The sequence below is a fragment of the Synechococcus sp. R55.4 genome (genome assembly GCF_047461935.1).
Taxonomy (GTDB): domain Bacteria; phylum Cyanobacteriota; class Cyanobacteriia; order Thermostichales; family Thermostichaceae; genus Thermostichus.
The window spans coordinates 1-19382 of sequence record NZ_JANSIF010000016.1; the positions used below are offsets into that span (position 1 = coordinate 1).

A 19382-nucleotide genomic window follows, 5' to 3' on the forward strand; every position below is an offset into this window, starting at 1 on the left:
GGTAGTAATCCGTACTGAACATATTATACATTATTTTCAGTATAGTTGAGCTTATTATTGACTAGAGTCATGCTCTCATCACTTTGTAGCCTGTTTAACTTGAGCGCGAGCCTGCTTCACCATGGCAATTAAGGTTTGATGGGCGTCCTCGGAGTCCCGCAGGGGGTGGTCGAAGCGGATCCGCAGCGTTTGTACGGCCCCGTCGACCTGCACCCGCAAGTCCATCCCTTCCGGGTCAATGGCCTGCATGCGGGCTTGGGTAACTCCTTCCACCTGGCCAAAGACCCTGGCGTAGAGGGCTATTGCATCGGCATGATCTTCGTTCATGTGCTTGCAGATGCGCTCGCTAACTTGGGGGGTGAGAGGATCGCCCATGGCAGTTGTTTTTGGCTTACAGCCCTCAGTTTAAAGCTCCCGCCAGTCCACAGTAAACTACCCAACCCTACCCCTGGCCAGTACAATAATGCGGCTAACCCAGCGTTAAAAGCGGCGCTCCCGGATAGGCAGCCGTTTAGGTTTCAGAATAAAAAGGCAGGGATCCCTTCCCCTCCATCCCAGAGAACACCAGGGATCCAGGGGATCAAGCTTGTCCTTGGGCATGTAGCTCCAACAGCTCATCTGCCATATCCAAAAAAGCCTCCCGATCCAGATAGGAGACATCTCCCACCCACTCCCCCAGCTTGACCACATAGACCTCGCTCAAGGTGGGCCGGCGCTGCAAATCGCGGGAATAGGCTTTCACCAACCCGAGCACCGATTGCTTTTTGACAATTCGCCTGTAGCGGGGATCGTCCTTGGCCCGCACACGATAGACGACTCCGGTCTCATCGCCAATTTCCATCTCAAACTGGCGCTCCCGCACCTCTTCAATGTAGAAGTTGCCATCTTCATCCAGCTTTTCTCGCTCTTCCACCACCACCTCGTAGCGGCGAGTGCGCAGCACCTGCCCAAAAAACAATCCCCCATAGGGAATCTCGCGAAAGGCTAGCTGACGGCGGGAGATGGTATAGAGCGGCCCCCACAGGAAGGGATAGAGCAACGAGAGAATCCCGACCAGGAAGGCGATTGCCCCCAGAAAGGATCCCTCGCCGAAAGCGCGGGAAAGAACCAGCAACGCCACGCCCACCAAAATGGCCGTGATGATGCGGCCCGTGCTCTTGAGGGCATCGCTCCAGTAAGCCGCATACTGAAGGCGCGTTGGCACCACCGGAATCACCGATTCGCATTCTTCTGGGGTTAGCTCCAACAACATGCTGATACATTTACGCTGAACACTGCTGAACATCACTGTTCAACTATGCAGCGATAGCCAACTATGCAGCGATAGCATTCTGTTTGTTTCCAAACAGAATGGCGGTATCCCGCAAAGCTTTGAGTAGAATACCCAAAGCGCAGTTTCCGTGTCGTCTTACTACCAATTTTCTGCTTTGCTTTGGCTACCATGTTGGCAGACTCGAAAGTAAACAGAAAGATCAACTGGTAGTAATCCGTACTGAACATATTATAGATTATTTTCAGTATAGTTGAGCTTATTATTGACTAGAGTCATGCTCCAAGGATCCTCACAATGCCACACTCCATCTGCAACGGGCCAGACCCTATCTTAAAATGAGGCAGGGGCGCTTTGCCGCCGGGCTTGTCTGCTGCCAGTCCTTGCGCACTTGCCACTTCCATGCCGACAGGATTCCATCTCTCCCCAACCGGCCAGACCATCAGACAGCAGGTGGCCCAGTTGGACGAGGGATCCCGTCGCGACAAGGCTTGGCTGGGGGATGCGGTGTTGAGCTTGTTTGCCCGGCAGTGGCTGCTTGGCCCACCTCAAGACTGGCAAGTGCCCTCCCCGCCCAGTTGTGACTTGAATCGCCTTGAATCGCGCAGAACTCTTCACTTGGCTGACCTCCAACCAATTTTTGTCGGCCTTTAGGGATCCCACGCAGGTGGAAGCGGAAATCGGCCTGATTTACGAAAAAGAAGGTCTACAAGCAGCGTTTGAATACATCCAGGCGCACCTGCTGCCTCTGTTTGTAAGGCAGGTGAACAACCGCGCCAAAGCCCTGCGTGGCAAACGCCGCTAGCCAGTTTCTCAGCGAAGCAAGAGCGCGGCAGGATGGCTGGGCAGGTCGCTTTTTGAGGGGGAAGCAGGGCTAATGGGAAGAAGGGGGATCCACCCAGCGCCCATCGGCTTTGATCAGATCGATCAGCGCCTGCACGCCTTCCGATTCCGGCACCCTTTTCACTTCCTCTTTGCCGCGGTAGAGAGAGATCACCCCCGGCGTCTTGCCCACGTAGCCGTAGTCGGCGTCGGCCATCTCTCCCGGCCCATTGACAATGCAGCCCATCACGGCAATGTCCAACCCCACCAGGTGCTGGGTTGCGGCGCGCACCTTCTGCAGCACCTCCTCCAAATTGAACAGGGTGCGGCCACAGGAAGGGCAGGCCACATACTCCACCATGGTTTTGCGCAGGTTCAGAGCTTGCAAAATGCCGTAGGCCACCGGGATCTCCTTCTCTGGGGCTTCCGTGAGAGAAACCCGAATCGTGTCGCCGATCCCTTCAGCCAAGAGGGTTCCGATCCCCACCGCCGACTTGATGCGCCCATATTCTCCATCGCCCGCCTCGGTGACACCTAAGTGGAAGGGGTAATTCAGGCCCAGGGCATCGAAGCGACGGGCTGCCAGCCGGTAGGCCGCCAACATGACCTGCGGGCGGGAGGCCTTGAAGGAAAGCACCACATTGTGAAAGTCTTGCTCGGCGCAGATTTGGGCAAATTCCAGGGCCGACTCCACCATGCCCTCAGGCGTATCCCCGTAGGTGAAGAGCATCCGCTCTGCCAGGGATCCATGATTTACCCCGATGCGCAGGGCTTTGTTCTGGGCTTTGAGGGTCTGGACAAGGGGGGTGAAGGTTTCCCGGATTTTGTTACGAATGGCCTCAAATTCCGCCTGGGTATATTCTGTGCGACCGGGCTGAGGTTTTTCAAAGATGAACAACCCCGGATTGATGCGCACCTTGTCCACGTATTTGGCTACTTCCAGTGCGATCTTGATGCCGTTGTGATGGACATCGGCTACCAAAGGCACCGGCTTGTAGGTTTGGATCAGCTTCTCCCGAATCGCCTCCATCGCCTTGGCATGGGCCATGCTGGGAACGGTAACCCGCACAATCTCTGAGCCCGCCTCGTGCAGACGGCGGATCCCGGCTACTGCTGCGTCGATGTCGAGGGTGTCCTCGTTGATCATGGACTGTACCACCACCGGGTGCTGGCTGCCGATCAACACATCAGCTACGGCCACCGTACGGGTGGGGCGACGGGGATAGACCGGTTCTGGGTAGGGCTGCTGGGTGGGGGCGTTGGGCCGATCCAGGGTTTGCATAGCTTGGTCAAGCCAAAAGAGCTGCTCTAGCTTGATTGTAGGTCGGAAACTAACCTGGGATTCGACTCAGCTCAGGGTAGAGGCTGAGGGGTTCAACCCCGAGGATTTCGACGGGATCCCCAACCCTCAGGTGCTTGCCCGCCTCCGTTCTCGGGATCCACGTATTGATCCCAAGGCGATAGAAATGGTCAAAGCGGCTGGCTTCGGCCCAGGGTGGCAAGGTTTTCTGCCGTTGCGCTACGAAGTGCTTTTGAAAACCGGGATAGGCCTCTCCGCTCAGGGGATCCCGGGTGGGCACCACACAGCGGGCGCAGGGGTTGAGGCCCAGCAGCTCCACTTCCCCGATGCGAAAGCGCACCCCTTGATCTGCGCGGGCAAAGAGACGATCCTCCCAAAAGGCAGAGCAATCCGACAGCTCGATATTCATGCGAAAGCGCTGCCGAACCGCTTCCAGGGTCAAGTTGGGGAACCAACCGGCCACCGTCTCCAGAGTGGCTGTGCTGATCAGGGTGGGGCCGTTGGCATAGGGATCATCCGGAAACCCCCTGAGAGGCTCCTCCAGCAGTTGCACCGGAAAACCGAACCAATCGCTGAGCCAAGTCTGCAAAGCATCCCGCTGCTGCTGCAGGTCAAACTGAGCCGCCTTGCCCTCCCCCCACAACTGCACCTGGCCCAACTGGGGATCAAACCGGGCCCGCAGGCGGTGGACCGCAGCATGGCGCTTGCCGTTCACCCGCTTTCCCTCCGCATCCACCAGGGCGTAGCGCCGATCCCCCTCCAAAGTCCCCCCTGCCGTCAGCCTCACCTCAGACAGAGGGATCCCATCCAGGGACTTGATGGGATAGACCGTTAACCTGGCAACCTGGGGCATGGCCTGTCTGCCGGGATCCCTGGGGGTGGGATCCGCCTTAGCTGCTTAACTGTCGGCTTCGGTGGGATGGTCGGTCATGGGGTAGCTGCGGATAAAGTCTCTGGGGGTTACATTCTCTACAAACTTGCGAAAGGCCTCCCGCTCTGCTTCGTCGGCATCTTGGTTCATGGGGATCGAGGCTTCCGCAATGACCTCTTCCACCGTCCAAATGGGAACATGGGCCCGCAGGGCAAGGGCAATGGCATCGCTGGGGCGGCAGTCGATCTCCTGTTTTTTGTCGCCATTCACGGTGACGAGCACCGCGTAGAAGGTGTTATCCAGCAAGGCGTGAATGATGACCCGCTCCAGCTTGATCCCCCACGTCTTCCAGGAGTTGAGGATGAGATCATGGGTCATGGGGCGCAGTGGCTTTTGGTCGTCCAGCGCCTGCAAAATGGCATTGGCCTCTGCTTTTCCCACCCAAATGGGCAGGGCACGACGCTCACTGCTATCGCGCAGGATGACGATGGGGTTTTGGTTAACGGCATCGACCGCAATCCCAGCCACATGCATCTCGATCATGAGCAATTGCCTCCAGCCGGTGATCTAGATCGTATCTACGGGTATCAAAGTTTGGCAACACACTATGAGCTCAGTCGGGGGTTTGGTGGAAGTGGCCTTGATCGGGGGCACCAGCGAGAGCCGCAGCTTGGCCGACGCCCTCAGCCGCCAAGGGATCCCTTGGGTGGCAACCGTCACCACCGAAGGGGCCAGAAGACTGTATCAGGATTTGCCTGGTCAGGTGGTGGTCACCCGATTTTCGCCGCCATCTCTGGAACAATTCCTGCAAGAGTGCCGGATCCGCGTAGTGGTGGATGCCTCTCATCCTTTTGCCCAGCAAATCTCGCAACTGGCCATCCAGGTGACGGCTCAACTGAGGATCCCCTACCTGCGCTACGAACGCCCTCCTCTGGAGCTGGATCCCTGGGTCCAGGTGGTGCCGGACTGGCAGGGGGTGCTCACAGATGCGGTGCTGGCAGGGCGGCGGGTGCTGTTGACGGTGGGAGTGAAGGTGCTGCCCCTGTTTGTGCCTTGGCAAGACCGCTGCCAACTGTGGGCGCGGGTGCTGCCGGAATCGGTTTCCCAGGCGGTGCAAACGGGGATCCCTGCCGAGCGGGTGATTGGGATGCGCTTACCCCTCAGCTTGGAGCAGGAACTACAGCTTTGGCAACAGCTCAGCCCTCAGGTGGTGATCAGCAAAGCCTCTGGGGAAGCAGGCGGGCTGGGGATCAAGCAGGCGGTGGCCAAAACCCTGGGGATCCCTTTGTGGGTGATCCGCCGACCCCCCTTGGACTATCCCTGGTGCAGCCAGGATTTGACAGAGGTGGTGCAGGAATGCAGGCAATGCTTGGGCAGAGCCAAACCTTGAGGTTGCCCGGCTCCGGCCAGACAAGTCAAAACGGCTCTTCGGGGGGCAGGTTGGCGTCGCGGTCTTGACGGGATCCCAGCAGTTCTAGGCGATCTACAGCGATGATGGGCCTCTGGCGCTCTTCTCCGGTGGATTTGTCTTTCCAGCGATCGAACTTGAGGCTGCCCGTTACCCCGATGAGGCTGCCTTTGCGCACATACTCTCCGGCCACCTCGGCAGTGCGGCCCCACAACTCTAGGCTGAACCAATCGGGCTTGTCTTCTCCTTTGCGGAATCGGTTCACCGCCAGGCTGAAGGTACACACCACCCTGCCCGACTCAAAGTAGCGCACCTCCGGATCCATGCCGGCTCGCCCCACCAGGGTCACCAGGTTCAAGCTCATGGGTAGTTTCTCCAGACCGCTGAGAGATCTAGCCTTTGTTGTAGCGTTGGCAAGGGATCCCTGTCATCTTTTGGCTTGCGACCGTCAGCTTCGGCTCAGAGCCGATTCTTTAGGATATCTACAGATTCAACTGCGGGGATCCCGGTTGATCTGCGGGAAAAGCCTCTGCTCTGATGGACTTGATGCTCGGGATCCGGCTCCGCACTCTGTCGCAAAAGTTTACAATGGCAGAAGCAGTTGAGCAAATGCCAGCCCACCAGACACTCCCACCGGCCAATTGCAGGGCTAGCAGAGCAGGTTCGTTGCTGTGAGAGGACGCATTCGGAAGCATTTCCCATGGAATTCATCTACACATACGCCTGGTTGATCCCCGTCTATCCTTTGGTGGCAGCCTTTCTCCTCGGCTTAGGTATCCTGATGTTCAACGCCTGGACAAGGGCCAACCGCTCTTTGGCTGCCTTTTTGAGCGTGTTCGCGACCGGGACGGCGATGGTTCATGCCTTTGCCCTTTTGGTCAGCCAGGTGCAAGGGCACGAAACCGTCCTCAGAACCATCACCTGGGCCCAGGCGGGATCCTTCTCGGTGGACATGGGCTTTGTCGTGGATCACCTGAGCGCCATGATGCTGGTGGTGGTGACCACGGTGGCCTTTCTGGTGCAGATCTACTCCCATGGCTACATGGCCCACGATCCCGGCTATGTGCGTTTCTACGCCTACCTGAGCTTATTTAGCTCCTCGATGCTGGGCTTGGTGGTCAGCCCCAACCTGGTGCAGATCTACATCTTCTGGGAGCTGGTGGGGATGTGCTCCTACCTGCTCATCGGCTTTTGGCACGACCGGCAGGCGGCGGCAGAAGCAGCGCAAAAGGCGTTTGTGGTCAACCGGGTGGGAGATTTCGGCCTGCTGTTGGGCATTTTGGGCTTTTACTGGATTTCCGGCACCTTCGCGTTCAACGAGATCGGGCGCAACTTGCAGGAGATGTTGGCTGCCGGAGCGGTGAGCAGCAGCTTAATTGCCCTGTTTGCGGTGTTGGTGTTCTTGGGGCCGGTGGCCAAGTCCGCTCAGTTCCCCCTGCATGTGTGGTTGCCGGATGCTATGGAAGGTCCCACGCCTATCTCGGCTCTCATCCACGCGGCGACGATGGTGGCGGCTGGGGTATTCCTCTTGGCCCGCATGTTCCCAGTGCTGGAAGGGATCCCGGTGGCCATGGACATCATCGCCTGGACGGGGGCGGGCACAGCCTTCTTGGGGGCCACCATTGCCATCACCCAAAACGACATCAAAAAAGGCTTGGCCTACTCCACCATTTCCCAGCTGGGCTACATGGTCATGGCCATGGGGTGCGGCGCCTATGGGGCGGGCCTGTTTCACCTGATGACCCACGCCTACTTTAAGGCGATGCTCTTTTTGTGCTCTGGCTCGGTTATCCACGGCATGGAAGCGGTGGTCGGCCATGACCCGGTTTTGGCCCAAGACATGCGCCTGATGGGGGGGTTGCGCAAATACATGCCGGTTACGGCCATCACGTTTTTGATCGGCACGTTGGCCATTTGTGGGATCCCGCCCTTCGCCGGCTTTTGGTCTAAAGACGAGATCTTGGGCGCTGTTTTCGAACGGAACCCAGCTCTGTGGGGGGTGGGCTTCCTCACCGCCGGGATCACCGCCTTCTACATGTTCCGCATCTACTTCCTCACGTTCGAAGGGGAGTTTCGCGGCACCAACCTGAGACTGCGGCAGGAGGTGGCCATCAGCCAGGGCCGTCCTGTGCCAGCTTTTGCCTACGTTTTTGCGGGGAAACAACCGGCCTTTGGCCCTGGAGCCATGAACATTCAAGAAAAACCCCAGCCCAGCAGCCATCCTGAAGCCCACGAAAACCTGCACGACGGAGATGCCCATGCCTCAGAGCCCCATGAGTCCCCTTGGTCGATGACCTTCCCGCTGTTGGCTCTGGCCGTCCCTTCTGTGCTGATTGGCCTGGTGGGTACCCCTTTTGCCAACTTCTTTGAAGCTTTCATCCACCCACCGACTGAGTCTGTGGCAGAGGCAGGCTCGATTTTACCGCTGGTGGCAGCAGAGTGGCAGGAGGTGCTGGCGGGCCATTTCGATTGGGCAGAGTTTCTAATCATGGCGGGTAGCTCCGTGGGCATTGGGCTGATCGGCATCACCTTGGCCAGCTTGATCTACTGGCAAAAGCGCATCGACCCGGGCACCTTCCCCCAAAGCCTGCAGCCGCTCTACTACTTCTCCCTCAACAAGTGGTACATTGACGACCTCTATGAGCGAGTCTTTGTGCAGGGCACCCGCTTCGTGGCACGGGAGGCGCTGGAGGTGGACAGCCGCATTGTGGATGGTGTGGTCAACCTGACGGGCTTGGTGACCATGGTGAGCGGCGAGGCGATGAAATACCTGGAGAGCGGCAAGGCCCAGTTTTACGCTTTGATTATCTTTGCAGCGGTGGTGGTGATGGTGGTGGCATCAGGGGTAGGGTTCTAGCTCGAAGGCGAGGATGGATCCGGCCCGCTTGGCCAAGGGATCCCTCAGCCTAGAACTGCTGCTATGCTACGGAGCAAGTTGAGCGGATCCCTTGTTGCAATGGCCCCGCGTTCTCTTAAGTCGATTTCGCATCCCTTGTTGGCGGAAAGGCAAGGTCAGAGGGAGCGTGTCTTGGCCCTGAAAAATCAGATCGAAGCGATCCTCTACTTAAAAGGGCAGCCCCTGGAGCTATCCGCCCTGGCCCAGTTGGCCCATTGCAGTCGCGACGAAGCCTACGATGCGCTGCTGGAATTAATGGAAGACTATGCCCATCGCGATTCTGCCCTGGAAGTCCTACAGGTGGGGGAAGGGTTTGCCCTGCAGTTGCGGGAGCCGTTTTTGGAGCTGGCCAACCAGCTTTTACCCCCTGAAATTGGGGTGGGTGCTACCCGTACCCTGGCTACAATCATTTTGCGTGGCCCGCTCTCGCAAGCCGATTTGGTGGAGTTGCGCGGTCAAGGTGCTTATCAGCACGTGGCAGAGCTGGTAGAAAAAGGCTTCGTTACCCGCTATCGCAAAGAAGGCTGCCGTTCCCCTTGGTTGCGGGTGACCGATAAGTTTCATCGCTACTTCACGGTAGATGAGCTGGCCAAAAAAGCAGCAGAGGCAGCCTCCTTCCCCGAACAGTAAAAAGGATCCCCGATAAGGGGATCCAGACCAAAAGGATCCCAGCTTTACCCGACGAAGGGATCCCTTCTCAAGCGCCCGTCAAAGTTGGTGTTCGGGCTTTTACTACTTATTAGGCTGAGGGGTGACCCGCAAATAAGGCTTAATTTCCTGATAGCCTTTCGGGAACTTTTCTTTCAGCAATTCCGGATCTTTCAACGAAGGCGGGATGATAACATCGTCACCGTCTTTCCAGTCGGCGGGAGTGACAACGTTATACTTATCCGTCAACTGCAGGGCATCGATCACCCGCAGGAGCTCGTCGAAGTTGCGGCCTGTGCTGGCCGGGTAGGTAAGAATGAGGCGTATCTTCTTGTTGGGATCGATGATGAACACCGAGCGCACCGTCAGGGGCAGCCCTTCTTGGTTGATGTTGGTTTGATCCAACATGTCGTAGAGCTGAGAAACCTTGCGGTCTGCATCCGCCAAGATGGGATAGTTCAGGGTGGTGTTCTGGGTTTCCTCGATGTCTTTCACCCAGCCCACGTGGGACTCCACATCGTCCACACTGAGGGCGATCACCTTCACACCCCGCTTTTCAAATTCGGGCATCAGCTTCGCAACAGTGCCTAGCTCCGTGGTGCAGACCGGCGTGTAGTCGGCGGGGTGAGAGAACAACACCACCCAGCTATCCCCGGCCCAAGAGTAGAAATCGATTTCGCCGTGGGTAGACTTTTGCGTGAAATTGGGAGCAGTATCGCCAAGTCGGAGAGACATACGCTCTTGATCCTCCGTAAAAGGGTTCAATCCGGTGAGACAGGGATCCGAATCCTTCGATCCGATCCCTCTTGATCTTGCCACATAAACCCCGATTTTCCGAGCGGATTACAGGTGATTTTAAGATTGTCCTCACCTAAGCCGCTACTGAGGGAAGACGACATGGGGATCCACCAGCTCGGCCACGAATTGGTGCAGGATGGGGACATAGCGCTCTCCGGCCACTTCCAGCAAATTGTTGTGACCGGCCCCTTCGATAGGCACCAAGCGTTTGGGATCCCTCGCTGCTTGATAAAGGGTTTCAGCGTGCCAAAAGGGGATCAAACGATCATGGGTGCCGTGCAAAATCAGCAGCGGGCAATCGATCTTGGCAATGCGGCTGAGGTTATCGAAGCGATCGAAGGGCAGCAGCGGGATGCGGGTTAAGACGCGAAAGGCTGTGACGAAGGTGGATTCCAGGATCACGCCCCCCACCGGCTTTTGGGCTGCCAAATAAACCGATGGCCCACCCCCCACCGAGCGCCCATAAACCAAAATCTGCTCCGGCAGGATCCCCTGGGCAACCAGGTGAGCGTAAGCGGCCTCGATGTCTTTGTAAGCGCCGGCCTCGGAAGGAATCCCTTCGCTGGTGCCGTAGCCGCGGTAGTCGTAGGCCAAGACGCCAAACCCGGCCTGCTGCAGGCCCACCAGGCGGGGCAGAATATCCCCCAAGTCTTCGGCGTTGCCATGGCTGTAGAGGAGGGTGTAGGCAGCGGCGGGATTGGGCAAATGTACCGCTGAAATCTGTAGCCCATCAGAGGTCGTGAGCTTGAGAATGGCATCCCCATCTCGATAGCTGGCGGGACGAGGCAAAAAGATCATTCGCTCCGATTGAAACCAGCCCAGCCAGAGCAGGTAGCCGTACACCACCAGCCCGACGAGCAGCAAAGATCGCCCCACGCGCAGCCACGAGAAGGATCCCAAAACTGGAAATTGCAAGAGGTCTCGGATTGGCATTGACGAGAAGGCATCGACAAATACGGTCATTTCAATTCAAACCAGGACAATGCGCTCACACCCAAAACGTTGGTCGCGTCGTCGTGTCAGCATTGCGGAGCAATAATACATGCGACCAAAGGCTTTTCTCAATAGCCTAGGTATCTCACCCTAACCTGAAGCGACCATAAGTTACGGTCACCTCAATTTGGGGGACTTCCCTGAGGTTCTGCGCTGCTTACCGACCACCCTCAACTTCTTTCCCACAGGGGGAGAGGGCCTTCAGGGCTCCGCTTGAGAGAAAAAGCATTTCCAGGTGCAGACCCCAATCCAGTTGACAAGGGTGTGGGCGACAATGGTGACCAACAGGTTTCCCGACAGCCACAAGCCGATCCCCATGAGGATGCCGACCCCACCGGCCCAGACGGCATAAGGCCAGCCTTGCCATCCCAACCAATGCAAGACGCCAAACAAGAGGCCACTCAGGAGGATCCCGCCTGTCCACCCCAAGGGGCTGGCCACTAGCAGGGACATCAACACGCCGCGAAACAGCCATTCCTCGCTCCAGCCCGGCAGCAGGCCCACCCAAAAGACATCTCCCCACCGCAAGGGATCCGCCACCCAGTGTAAATAGGCAGTGGCTGCCCGACGATAAGCCGGCCAGAACCGGTAAACCCCCCCGCTGAGCAGAGCCACCCCTAGCCCCAGCCCCGTTCCCCACGCCAAGGCCAGGGGATCCCAGCGAAACGGCACAGGGAAGGAGGATCCCAGCCCGATCCAGAGACCCACAACGAGAGCCGAGAACAGGGTGGTGATGCCCATCCCGTTTAAGATCTGTTCGCGCGTGCAGGGCTGGGTCTGGGAAGTCATGGAGGGGGATCCCTGTACTTTAACCCTATTTTTTAGGGTAGAGCGGATCTCGAAAACAACGGCTACCGAAATCCGCACTGGCATTCGGAAACAGAGCTACAGGGGCAGCAGCTTCTGCTGCGATCTTCACGGAACCTCATCAATCCCACCTCAGGTGCTGTTTTAGCAACTGGCCGTGCTGAGTCGATTGCTCCACCCAAACCGCAACTTGATCAGGACTGAGAGCCGAACCCTCTGAGTAGCAAGCCAACCAGGCTCGGTGCAGGGCTTCAGGATCGGTGGGTATCTCCTGCACATCCCAGCCGGGCATGCCCAATTCCCGAAGCAGTGTTTTCACTTTGGGATCGTAGCTGAGACCAAAACAGGCGCAGCCCTCTGCCGCCGCCATCACCAAACCGTGGTAGCGCATGGTGATCGCCAGCCTGACGCCCCGAAAGACTCCTTTCAACAAACAGGGATCCCGAATTTCCAGCACTTGGCTGTGGTGGGGCAGGCGCTGCTGAAGCTGCTGAGCCAAGCGGTAGTCTGGCCCAAGGTCAGGGGATCCGGGAGGGGCTAGCTGGAAGGGCACGAAGAGAAGATGTGCTCCCGTGGAAGCCTGGAGACGCTGTAAACCCTGGCTCAAAGCTTCTAGACAGGCTCCGGTCAGTTGCGGATGGGGACGCAAGACCACAGCAATACGGGGCTGAGGCCACATTTCCCATTCCGGCAAGGTTTTGGACGGTAAATCCCAGACGGGATCCGGAGCTACCTGGTGAGGGATCCCCCACTCTTGCAGCCATTGGGAGGCAACTCCATCCCGCACACTAATGGCCGTGCAACCTGCCAGAGACCGGCGGGCCAGTGCACGAATCCACCCTCGCTGCAGCGGCCCGATCCCTTGGGCCCAGGCAACGGTTCTTAGCCCCCATCGCTGGGCTAGGCCCATCACCCCCAGGTAGTAGAGAGGGCTGCGCCAACTGGTGCGATCCTGCAGCAGGCCACCTCCACCCCAGATGAAAGCCTGGGCCTCCTGGAGACAGCGCCGTAAAGCCAAACTGTTGAAGCGCGGATAGGCCAGCACCCCATAGGTGGCAGCCGTTTCGGCAGGGCGACGGGAGAGCACCACCGGCTGTACGGGGCTGGGCAACTGCTCTAGCTCTCGTAAGAGAGCCAGCAACAACGCCTCATCGCCGGCATTGCCGTAGCCGTAGTAGCCACAGATCAAAACCTGTGGCCGTTTCATCGAGTCCATCTGAGTAACAGGGATCCTAACTCACCCACAGAGTCCTGTGAGGTTGGAAAAGGCCGCGACGGCAAACCCTAGTTGGATGATGACTCCCTGAGCCATTGGATCAAATCGGCCAGGGTTTGGAAGTCCAACAGCGCTTCCGCCAAAGCCTCCAGTTGCTCGGTAGGTAAGAGGCGGATGGTTTCAGACAGGTCTTCCGGCAAAGATCCCAGCTTGCGCCGCAGTTGACTCAGAGTCAGTCGAGCTGCTTCTTGCTGCAGACCTTGCTGCAGACCCTGTTGCAGACCCTGTTGCAGACCTTGCTGCAGACCCTGTTGCAGACCTTGCTGCAGACCTTCCTCTCGACCCTCTTTGAGGGCTTCTGCCCGCCACATCTGGTAAATCACAGATTCCCGCACAGCCAGACCTCCCAGTACCCTGCTAATTTCCTCTGGCGTCCATGTTAATCCTGCCAAAACAGCAGTGGCCGCTTTCACCTCTTGCCGTAGCTTTGGATCCTCTATCTCTGCTATTGCTCTGGCCACTTGGCGGAGTCGCGGCTCCGGGTTTTCCGGATCTGCCAACACGGCTAAAGGCAGGAGTCCTGGATATTGAGATAGCACCTCCGGATCTTGTTCCCACAGGCGCAAGACCTCAAAGCGATGAGAAAGGGATCCCCGTTGAAAAGAGGTTTGGTACGCCCGTTCTGACTGGGTTTTTCTCAGGTAGATGACAATCTGCCGCACTTCCTGGGCAGGATAGCGGCGGTAGAGGCGCAGGCAATAGTCGGCCATGCGGAAGGGGATATCGGGATCCGGGTCGGTTTGAAACTCCAGATGCAAAATTAAGTTTTGGGCCCGCAGCAGGATAAGAGAGTCCGCTCGGATGGGCTCGGTGGACAGCTCCGTCGGCTGTAGCTGAGCCAAGGAAACAGGGGATCCCAGCAGCCACCGGGCAAAGGACTCGGGGAACCATTCCACCAAGTACTTGCAGACGTTATCGTAGGCCACAGGATCCCTTTCCCAAAAAGCCGCAGAGAGGCAAAACGACCAGCCCCTTCTCCCGAGGGTCTCTCTGCCGAGATCAGCCGTAGTACCCTTGGTTGATGCGGTTTTCCAGTTGGTTAGCCCCTTCCTGATACTCGCCAAACACGAAGTTCTCGGCGTTGGCTTTGATCAGGGCCTTTTGCTGCTCTGTCAGGCCTGAGATCTGCAACATGTCTTCCAGGCTCTTGTAGGGGGCATTTTTCACCAGGATGCGAGCTAGGGTGGGATAGAAGCCGGGCAGTTGGCGGTAGTTGCGCAAGATGGTGTTGTTCACGTCAATCGGAGTGTCCAAGTGCTTTACCGGGGGAAGCTCTGCGGCCCTGGCCACAACAGGGATCCCCAAAGGAGCGAAGCACAGACAGAGCACTAACACCACACGAACCAAGATGGACAGCAGCCAGCGCATAGCATCACTTCTCCAAGCAGAATCCAAAAGGCTCATCTGTATAGGTTGCTAACATTCTCCGACCATCTAGTGTCTCATCCCCTCCACCCCGAATCGAGGGCCAAGACAGGATTTGGATCCCGACAGAAACAATTTTTAACAACTATGATCAGGAGACGGTCTTTCTTGCTCTCCCTTTCTCGGCTATCGCACTATGTCCGACTTGGCCCTTCTCCACTCGACTCGACTTGACCCCCCCAGCCGGGATCCATCTCCAGGGATCCCAGAACCCACCCCTTCTCCGGAGCTGGAGTTGCTGGGGCAGACCGAACTCTTTCTCAGACGGCACATTGGGCCGGATGCCCGGCAAATTGGGCAGATGTTGCAAGTGTTGGAGCTGAGTTCGCTGCAGGAGCTGGTGGAGAAGGCGGTGCCGCCGGCCATTCGCAGCAGCCAGCCTTTGCAATTGGGATCCCCTTGCCCTGAGCAGCAGGTGTTGGCGGAACTGCAGGCAATGGCTGCCCAGAACCAGGTGTGGCGATCCTTTTTGGGCATGGGCTATTCCAACACCCTGACGCCGCCGGTGATTCAGCGCAGCATCCTGGAAAACCCTGCCTGGTACACTCCCTACACCCCCTACCAAGCCGAGATCGCCCAGGGACGACTGGAGGCCCTGCTCAATTTCCAAACGATGGTGATCGACCTGACGGGGATGGAGATCGCCAATGCTTCCCTGCTGGACGAAGCCACGGCAGCCGCCGAAGCCATGGCTCTTGCCTACACCTTGGCGGGCAAGGGATCCCCGGTTTTCTGGGTGGATCGGGGCTGCCATCCCCAGACGATTGCCGTGGTACAGACGCGGGCGGAACCATTGGGAATCCAGGTGCGCATAGCCGATCCAACAGAACTCTCCCTGGAAAAGGGCTTTGGATTACTCCTGCAGTATCCCAGCACCTATGGGGAAATCCGGGATTACCGGCAGTTGGTGGAGCAGGCGCACCAAAAGGGGATGGTGGTGGCAGTGGCCGCCGACTTGCTCGGCTTGACCCTATTGCAACCGCCGGGAGAGTGGGGAGCGGACATCGTGGTGGGATCCACCCAGCGCTTCGGGGTGCCCTTGGGCTATGGTGGCCCCCATGCGGCTTACTTCGCCACCCGTGAGGCCCACAAGCGGCTGCTGCCAGGACGGCTGGTGGGGATTTCTCAAGATGCTCAAGGCAAGCCGGCCCTGCGCTTGGCGTTACAGACCCGCGAACAGCACATCCGGCGGGACAAGGCCACCAGCAACATCTGCACTGCTCAGGTGCTTTTGGCGGTGATGGCTTCTATGTATGCCGTCTACCACGGCCCCCGCGGCTTGCGACACATAGCCGAGCGCATCCACCGCCAGGCCCATCACTTGGCCACCGGGATCTGCCAGTTGGGTTATGAGGTGGGGCCCGAGCATTTCTTCGATACCTTCTGGGTCAAGGTAGCTTCTCCAGAGCAGGTGCAGGCGATCCAGGCCCGCGCTGCTCAGCGGCAGATCAACCTCCGCCAGATCGATGACCGGACGCTGGGGATCAGCTTGGATGAGGCCACCACCACTCAGGATCTGCGGGATCTGTGGGAGATCTTCGCCGGAACCCTTCCCCGCAGCGGAACGGAGTCCTTACCGCCAGCTTGGGATCCCGACAGCCCAGGGCCGGATTTGGGCCAGAGCTTGCCGCCTCAGCTTCTGCGCGCCACACCCTACCTCACTCACCCGGTATTTAACCGTTACCACTCGGAAACTGAGCTGCTGCGCTATATCCACCGCCTGCAAAGCCGGGATCTGGCTCTCACCCATTCCATGATCCCCTTGGGCTCTTGCACCATGAAGCTGAACGCCACGGTGGAGATGATGCCGGTCACCTGGCCGGAGTTTGCCCAGCTCCATCCTTTTGTGCCCCTGGAGCAGGCCCGTGGCTATCAAGCCCTTTTTGCCCAGTTGGAAAAGATGCTGGCGGAGATCACCGGTTTTGCCGGAGTTTCTCTGCAGCCCAACGCCGGATCTCAGGGGGAATATGCCGGCCTATTGGCCATCCGCCGCTACCACCAAGCCAGAGGGGAAGGCCGACGGCAGGTGTGCTTGATCCCCACCTCGGCCCACGGAACCAACCCGGCCAGCGCCGTGATGGCGGGGATGCAGGTGGTGAGCGTAGCTTGTGATGAAGCCGGCAATATCGACATTGAGGATCTGCGGGCCAAGGTGGAGCAGCACGGGGAGCGGCTGGCCGCCTTGATGATCACCTACCCTTCTACCCACGGTGTGTTTGAGGAAGGGATCCGCAAGATTTGCCAGATAATCCACGAGGCGGGGGGACAGGTGTACATGGATGGGGCCAACCTCAACGCTCAGGTGGGCCTCTGCCGTCCTGCCGAGCTGGGGGCCGATGTCTGCCACCTCAACCTGCACAAGACCTTCTGCATTCCCCATGGGGGAGGTGGGCCGGGGGTAGGGCCCATTGCCGTGGCCCGCCACCTTGTGCCCTATTTGCCTGGCCATCCTGTTTTGCCCGGCTGTAACGGCCCCGTCAGCGCTGCCCCGTGGGGCAGTGCCAGCATTTTGCCCATCTCCTGGGCCTACATTCGCCTTATGGGATCCGCCGGCCTCACCCTGGCCAGCCAAGTGGCCATCCTCAACGCCAACTACATCGCCAAGCGGTTGGATCCCTACTACCCAGTGCTCTACAAGGGGCCGGGGGGGTGGGTGGCCCACGAGTGTATTTTGGATTTGCGCCCCCTGAAAAAAAGCGCTGGCATCGAGGTGGAAGATGTGGCCAAGCGCCTGATGGACTATGGCTTCCACGCCCCCACCATCTCCTGGCCGGTGCCGGGGACGATGATGGTAGAGCCCACCGAGAGCGAATCTCTGGAGGAGCTGGATCGCTTCTGCGAGGCGATGATTGCCATCCGCCAGGAGATTGCCGCCATTGAGCGAGGCGAGATGGATCCGGTGCGCAATCCCCTCAAGCTGGCCCCCCACACCGCCGAGGTGGTGGCTGCCGACCACTGGGATCGCCCCTATCCTCGCTCGGTGGCCGCCTACCCGCTCCCTTGGGTCAAGGCCCACAAGTTCTGGCCCAGCGTCAGCCGCATCGACAATGCCTACGGGGATCGCCACCTGGTGTGCAGTTGTCAGCCCTGGCTCGACGAATGATGGCTGCTCTGGAACTTGGCCCAGAAAGGGAGATTGGTTGTATCCAAAGGCGGGATCCGCTATAACCCAGTCAGGGATCCCTGGCCAACGGATGAGAAAAAATCCCCGTCTTGAGCGGTTCACGTCAGTGGGGCCAAGTTCTTTGCCTATTCTTACTCGGCTAACCCTGGGGCTGTTGGCGGGATCCCTCGTGGCCTGCCGCAAGATGCCTGATCCGGTTGCTCAAGAAGTGGATCAGGATCCCGTGCGGCGTCACATCGGCAAAGATGGCACGCACTTTGAGGCTTCCCTAGGAGATGCCCGCGCCCTTCCCCCTCAGTTTCCCCCTCACTTGCAGTTGCCCAACGCTTCCATCATCTCTTCGGGACAGATTCGGGATCGAGAGGGGGGCCTTGCTTCCCTGATCTTGCAGACCTCTCAGCCTCTGGAGGCGATTGCCGCCTACTATCGCCGCACCCTGTGGGGCCGGGGCTGGGACATCCTCTCGGACATCGAGCAGGCCAATGGGATCCGCACCTTGGTGTTCGAGTCTCCCCCCCACCCCAAAAAGCCTCTCCAACAGGCGGTGGTGCAAGTGGGATCCCCCCGTCGCGGGCCGGATCAGGTGGAATATCGCGATATCTTGATTTTGCTGAGCACCGTATCCCCCTCTGCCACGGCAGAAGACCTCTCTGCGGCCAAGCTCGCTCCCCCAACTTCCCCCTGAGGATGCCTGTCTACACCCAGTCAATTCCGATTGCGGCCAGCGTGGCCCAGGTGGATCGCTGCCTTACCGACCTGGAGTTGATGAAGCGCTGGCTCAACCCGCTGTTGGGCTGTGAGGCGGTGGGATCCCCTCTGGCAGAATTGGGCAGCCGCTACCGCTTTTTCCTTCGCCTGCCTTTCGCTTCCCCCAGCTTGGATTGCGTGATTACAGAGCGGGCAGAAGGCTTGGTGCAGTGGCAGTTTAAGGGATTTTTTGAAGGAACCGACCGCTGGGAATGCCATCCCCAGCCGGGGGGTACCCTTCTAGTCAATTGCTTCAACTTCCGCATTCCCAATCCCTGGGTGGCGGCAGGGTTTTACCTGTTGGCAGCAGGGCCGACCCAGCAGGATATGCGGGCCCAGCTCCGACGGCTGAAGGCAGTGGCCGAGGCTTTGGGTTAGGCTGGTGGCAAGTAGTAAAGAAACGTAAAAAACTGCAATGACCAGCAACAGCGGACTGTTTAACCGTCGCTTTGCCGACAACTTCATCCCCCAACCAGCCAACACTTCTCTGGAAATCGGCCAGATTGCCCCCGATTTTGAGCTGCCGCGCGTGCAAGGGGATCCCGTGCGGCTATCGGACTACCGCGGCCAAAAGCCGGTGGTTCTGGCTTTTACTCGTATCTTCACCGAAAAGCTTTTTTGCCCTTTTTGCTACCCCCACATCCAAGAGCTGAAAGCCCGCTACAGGGAGATCCAAGCTCTGGGGGCGGAGCTGCTGATGGTCACCAGCACCGATCCGGTTCAAAGCCAGCAGATTCAAGCAGACCTGCAGCTGCCCTACCCGCTGCTGGTGGATCCCGAATGTAAAACCTTCCGCCTCTATGGGGTTGGCCAAGCTCTGGGAGCACCCCTGCCGGCCCAGTTCGTTGTGGATCGGGAGGGCAAACTGCGCTTCAAGCATGTTTTCTCCTTTGCCCAGCCCAATGCCGATACCGATGAGGTGCTGCGGGTGTTGCGGGAGGGGCTGCAAACCGGCTGGGATGGAACCCGTAGGGTGGCCCCTATCCCCTTTTTCTAG

Annotated in this window: 21 protein-coding genes; 9 read left to right on the forward strand and 12 right to left on the reverse strand. The window is 58.6% G+C overall.

The genetic code is table 11. The annotated features are described in order from the left end of the window. Window positions 1-78 precede the first annotated feature (78 nt). Complete coding sequence (locus NW842_RS05430; protein ID WP_011431796.1) at window positions 79-375, reverse strand: DUF2470 domain-containing protein; 297 nt, start codon at window positions 373-375, stop codon at window positions 79-81. Window positions 376-580: 205 nt separating this feature from the next. Next, a complete protein-coding gene (locus NW842_RS05435) occupies window positions 581-1252 on the reverse strand; it encodes a hypothetical protein (protein ID WP_414417626.1) in 672 nt (223 codons plus the stop codon). 420 nt (window positions 1253-1672) lie between these two features. Between NW842_RS05435 and NW842_RS05440 the strand changes: the two genes are divergently transcribed. Both NW842_RS05440 and NW842_RS05445 read left to right on the forward strand, forming a co-directional pair. Next, on the forward strand, window positions 1673-1924 hold the full coding sequence (locus NW842_RS05440; protein WP_414417627.1) for a hypothetical protein: 252 nt from the start codon (window positions 1673-1675) through the stop codon (window positions 1922-1924). Between the two features lie 13 nt (window positions 1925-1937). Next, entirely contained in the window at window positions 1938-2075 is a 138-nt protein-coding gene (locus NW842_RS05445) for a hypothetical protein (RefSeq protein WP_414417628.1), read from the forward strand. A gap of 69 nt (window positions 2076-2144) precedes the next feature. On the opposite strand, the gene ispG is transcribed toward NW842_RS05445, so the two are convergent. Genes ispG through NW842_RS05460 form a run of 3 tightly spaced genes read right to left on the reverse strand, consistent with a single transcriptional unit; the run spans window position 2145 to window position 4806 of the window. Further along, entirely contained in the window at window positions 2145-3374 is a 1230-nt protein-coding gene (gene ispG / locus NW842_RS05450) for a (E)-4-hydroxy-3-methylbut-2-enyl-diphosphate synthase (RefSeq protein WP_414331679.1), read from the reverse strand. A gap of 49 nt (window positions 3375-3423) precedes the next feature. Further along, window positions 3424-4245 carry an MOSC domain-containing protein gene (locus NW842_RS05455; protein WP_414374359.1) on the reverse strand — a complete coding sequence of 274 codons (822 nt, stop codon included), beginning with the start codon at window positions 4243-4245 and terminating at the stop codon, window positions 3424-3426. A gap of 45 nt (window positions 4246-4290) precedes the next feature. Beyond that, the gene (locus NW842_RS05460; protein WP_414374361.1) at window positions 4291-4806 is read right to left on the reverse strand and encodes a bifunctional nuclease family protein; all 516 of its coding nucleotides are present in this window, start codon (window positions 4804-4806) and stop codon (window positions 4291-4293) included. 64 nt (window positions 4807-4870) lie between these two features. Here NW842_RS05460 and NW842_RS05465 point away from each other — a divergent pair, with 64 nt between their 5' ends. Then, a complete protein-coding gene (locus tag NW842_RS05465) occupies window positions 4871-5653 on the forward strand; it encodes a cobalt-precorrin-6A reductase (RefSeq protein WP_414374363.1) in 783 nt (260 codons plus the stop codon). A gap of 25 nt (window positions 5654-5678) precedes the next feature. Here the strand turns inward: NW842_RS05465 and NW842_RS05470 are convergent, their stop codons facing one another. Continuing rightward, window positions 5679-6035, reverse strand: a complete 357-nt coding sequence (locus tag NW842_RS05470; RefSeq protein ID WP_414374366.1) for a single-stranded DNA-binding protein — start codon at window positions 6033-6035, stop codon at window positions 5679-5681. 336 nt (window positions 6036-6371) lie between these two features. Between NW842_RS05470 and NW842_RS05475 the strand changes: the two genes are divergently transcribed. Both NW842_RS05475 and scpB read left to right on the forward strand, forming a co-directional pair. Continuing rightward, window positions 6372-8528 (forward strand): NAD(P)H-quinone oxidoreductase subunit 5, encoded by a 2157-nt coding sequence (locus NW842_RS05475; RefSeq protein ID WP_414374369.1) that lies wholly within the window; start codon window positions 6372-6374, stop codon window positions 8526-8528. Window positions 8529-8699: 171 nt separating this feature from the next. Then, a complete protein-coding gene (gene scpB / locus NW842_RS05480) occupies window positions 8700-9197 on the forward strand; it encodes an SMC-Scp complex subunit ScpB (protein WP_414374371.1) in 498 nt (165 codons plus the stop codon). 102 nt (window positions 9198-9299) lie between these two features. Here scpB and NW842_RS05485 read toward each other — a convergent pair whose 3' ends face one another. The 6 genes from NW842_RS05485 to psbU form a co-directional block, all read right to left on the reverse strand. Next, window positions 9300-9950: a peroxiredoxin gene (locus tag NW842_RS05485; protein WP_414374373.1), complete on the reverse strand. Its 651-nt coding sequence runs from the start codon at window positions 9948-9950 to the stop codon at window positions 9300-9302. A gap of 144 nt (window positions 9951-10094) precedes the next feature. Beyond that, on the reverse strand, window positions 10095-10889 hold the full coding sequence (locus tag NW842_RS05490; RefSeq protein ID WP_414417629.1) for an alpha/beta hydrolase: 795 nt from the start codon (window positions 10887-10889) through the stop codon (window positions 10095-10097). A gap of 318 nt (window positions 10890-11207) precedes the next feature. Further along, entirely contained in the window at window positions 11208-11795 is a 588-nt protein-coding gene (locus tag NW842_RS05495) for a lysostaphin resistance A-like protein (protein ID WP_414374377.1), read from the reverse strand. A gap of 139 nt (window positions 11796-11934) precedes the next feature. Next, complete coding sequence (gene csaB / locus NW842_RS05500) at window positions 11935-13029, reverse strand: polysaccharide pyruvyl transferase CsaB (protein WP_414417630.1); 1095 nt, start codon at window positions 13027-13029, stop codon at window positions 11935-11937. Between the two features lie 68 nt (window positions 13030-13097). Beyond that, on the reverse strand, window positions 13098-14015 hold the full coding sequence (locus NW842_RS05505) for an Rpn family recombination-promoting nuclease/putative transposase (RefSeq protein ID WP_414374380.1): 918 nt from the start codon (window positions 14013-14015) through the stop codon (window positions 13098-13100). A 73-nt stretch (window positions 14016-14088) separates the two neighbouring features. Further along, on the reverse strand, window positions 14089-14457 hold the full coding sequence (gene psbU / locus NW842_RS05510; RefSeq protein ID WP_041436072.1) for a photosystem II complex extrinsic protein PsbU: 369 nt from the start codon (window positions 14455-14457) through the stop codon (window positions 14089-14091). Between the two features lie 193 nt (window positions 14458-14650). Between psbU and gcvP the strand changes: the two genes are divergently transcribed. The 4 genes from gcvP to NW842_RS05530 all read left to right on the forward strand — a co-directional run bounded on the left by gcvP (window position 14651) and on the right by NW842_RS05530 (window position 19382). Next, on the forward strand, window positions 14651-17617 hold the full coding sequence (gene gcvP / locus NW842_RS05515; protein ID WP_414374382.1) for an aminomethyl-transferring glycine dehydrogenase: 2967 nt from the start codon (window positions 14651-14653) through the stop codon (window positions 17615-17617). A 142-nt stretch (window positions 17618-17759) separates the two neighbouring features. Next, window positions 17760-18323, forward strand: a complete 564-nt coding sequence (locus tag NW842_RS05520; protein ID WP_187147251.1) for a hypothetical protein — start codon at window positions 17760-17762, stop codon at window positions 18321-18323. A 2-nt stretch (window positions 18324-18325) separates the two neighbouring features. Beyond that, complete coding sequence (locus NW842_RS05525; protein WP_414374384.1) at window positions 18326-18763, forward strand: SRPBCC family protein; 438 nt, start codon at window positions 18326-18328, stop codon at window positions 18761-18763. A 37-nt stretch (window positions 18764-18800) separates the two neighbouring features. Beyond that, window positions 18801-19382, forward strand: a complete 582-nt coding sequence (locus NW842_RS05530) for a peroxiredoxin family protein (protein ID WP_414332206.1) — start codon at window positions 18801-18803, stop codon at window positions 19380-19382.

What these genes read in the sequence shown, in the direction of transcription:
- NW842_RS05430 (WP_011431796.1), bottom strand. Translation starts at nt 375, where the DNA reads ATGGGCGATCCTCTCACCCCCCAAGTTAGCGAGCGCATCTGCAAGCAC.
- NW842_RS05435 (WP_414417626.1), bottom strand. Translation starts at nt 1,252, where the DNA reads ATGTTGTTGGAGCTAACCCCAGAAGAATGCGAATCGGTGATTCCGGTG.
- NW842_RS05440 (WP_414417627.1), top strand. Translation starts at nt 1,673, where the DNA reads ATGCCGACAGGATTCCATCTCTCCCCAACCGGCCAGACCATCAGACAG.
- ispG (WP_414331679.1), bottom strand. Translation starts at nt 3,374, where the DNA reads ATGCAAACCCTGGATCGGCCCAACGCCCCCACCCAGCAGCCCTACCCA.
- NW842_RS05455 (WP_414374359.1), bottom strand. Translation starts at nt 4,245, where the DNA reads ATGCCCCAGGTTGCCAGGTTAACGGTCTATCCCATCAAGTCCCTGGAT.
- NW842_RS05460 (WP_414374361.1), bottom strand. Translation starts at nt 4,806, where the DNA reads ATGATCGAGATGCATGTGGCTGGGATTGCGGTCGATGCCGTTAACCAA.
- NW842_RS05465 (WP_414374363.1), top strand. Translation starts at nt 4,871, where the DNA reads ATGAGCTCAGTCGGGGGTTTGGTGGAAGTGGCCTTGATCGGGGGCACC.
- NW842_RS05470 (WP_414374366.1), bottom strand. Translation starts at nt 6,035, where the DNA reads ATGAGCTTGAACCTGGTGACCCTGGTGGGGCGAGCCGGCATGGATCCG.
- NW842_RS05475 (WP_414374369.1), top strand. Translation starts at nt 6,372, where the DNA reads ATGGAATTCATCTACACATACGCCTGGTTGATCCCCGTCTATCCTTTG.
- NW842_RS05485 (WP_414374373.1), bottom strand. Translation starts at nt 9,950, where the DNA reads ATGTCTCTCCGACTTGGCGATACTGCTCCCAATTTCACGCAAAAGTCT.
- NW842_RS05495 (WP_414374377.1), bottom strand. Translation starts at nt 11,795, where the DNA reads ATGACTTCCCAGACCCAGCCCTGCACGCGCGAACAGATCTTAAACGGG.
- csaB (WP_414417630.1), bottom strand. Translation starts at nt 13,029, where the DNA reads ATGGACTCGATGAAACGGCCACAGGTTTTGATCTGTGGCTACTACGGC.
- psbU (WP_041436072.1), bottom strand. Translation starts at nt 14,457, where the DNA reads ATGCGCTGGCTGCTGTCCATCTTGGTTCGTGTGGTGTTAGTGCTCTGT.
- gcvP (WP_414374382.1), top strand. Translation starts at nt 14,651, where the DNA reads ATGTCCGACTTGGCCCTTCTCCACTCGACTCGACTTGACCCCCCCAGC.
- NW842_RS05525 (WP_414374384.1), top strand. Translation starts at nt 18,326, where the DNA reads ATGCCTGTCTACACCCAGTCAATTCCGATTGCGGCCAGCGTGGCCCAG.
- NW842_RS05530 (WP_414332206.1), top strand. Translation starts at nt 18,801, where the DNA reads ATGACCAGCAACAGCGGACTGTTTAACCGTCGCTTTGCCGACAACTTC.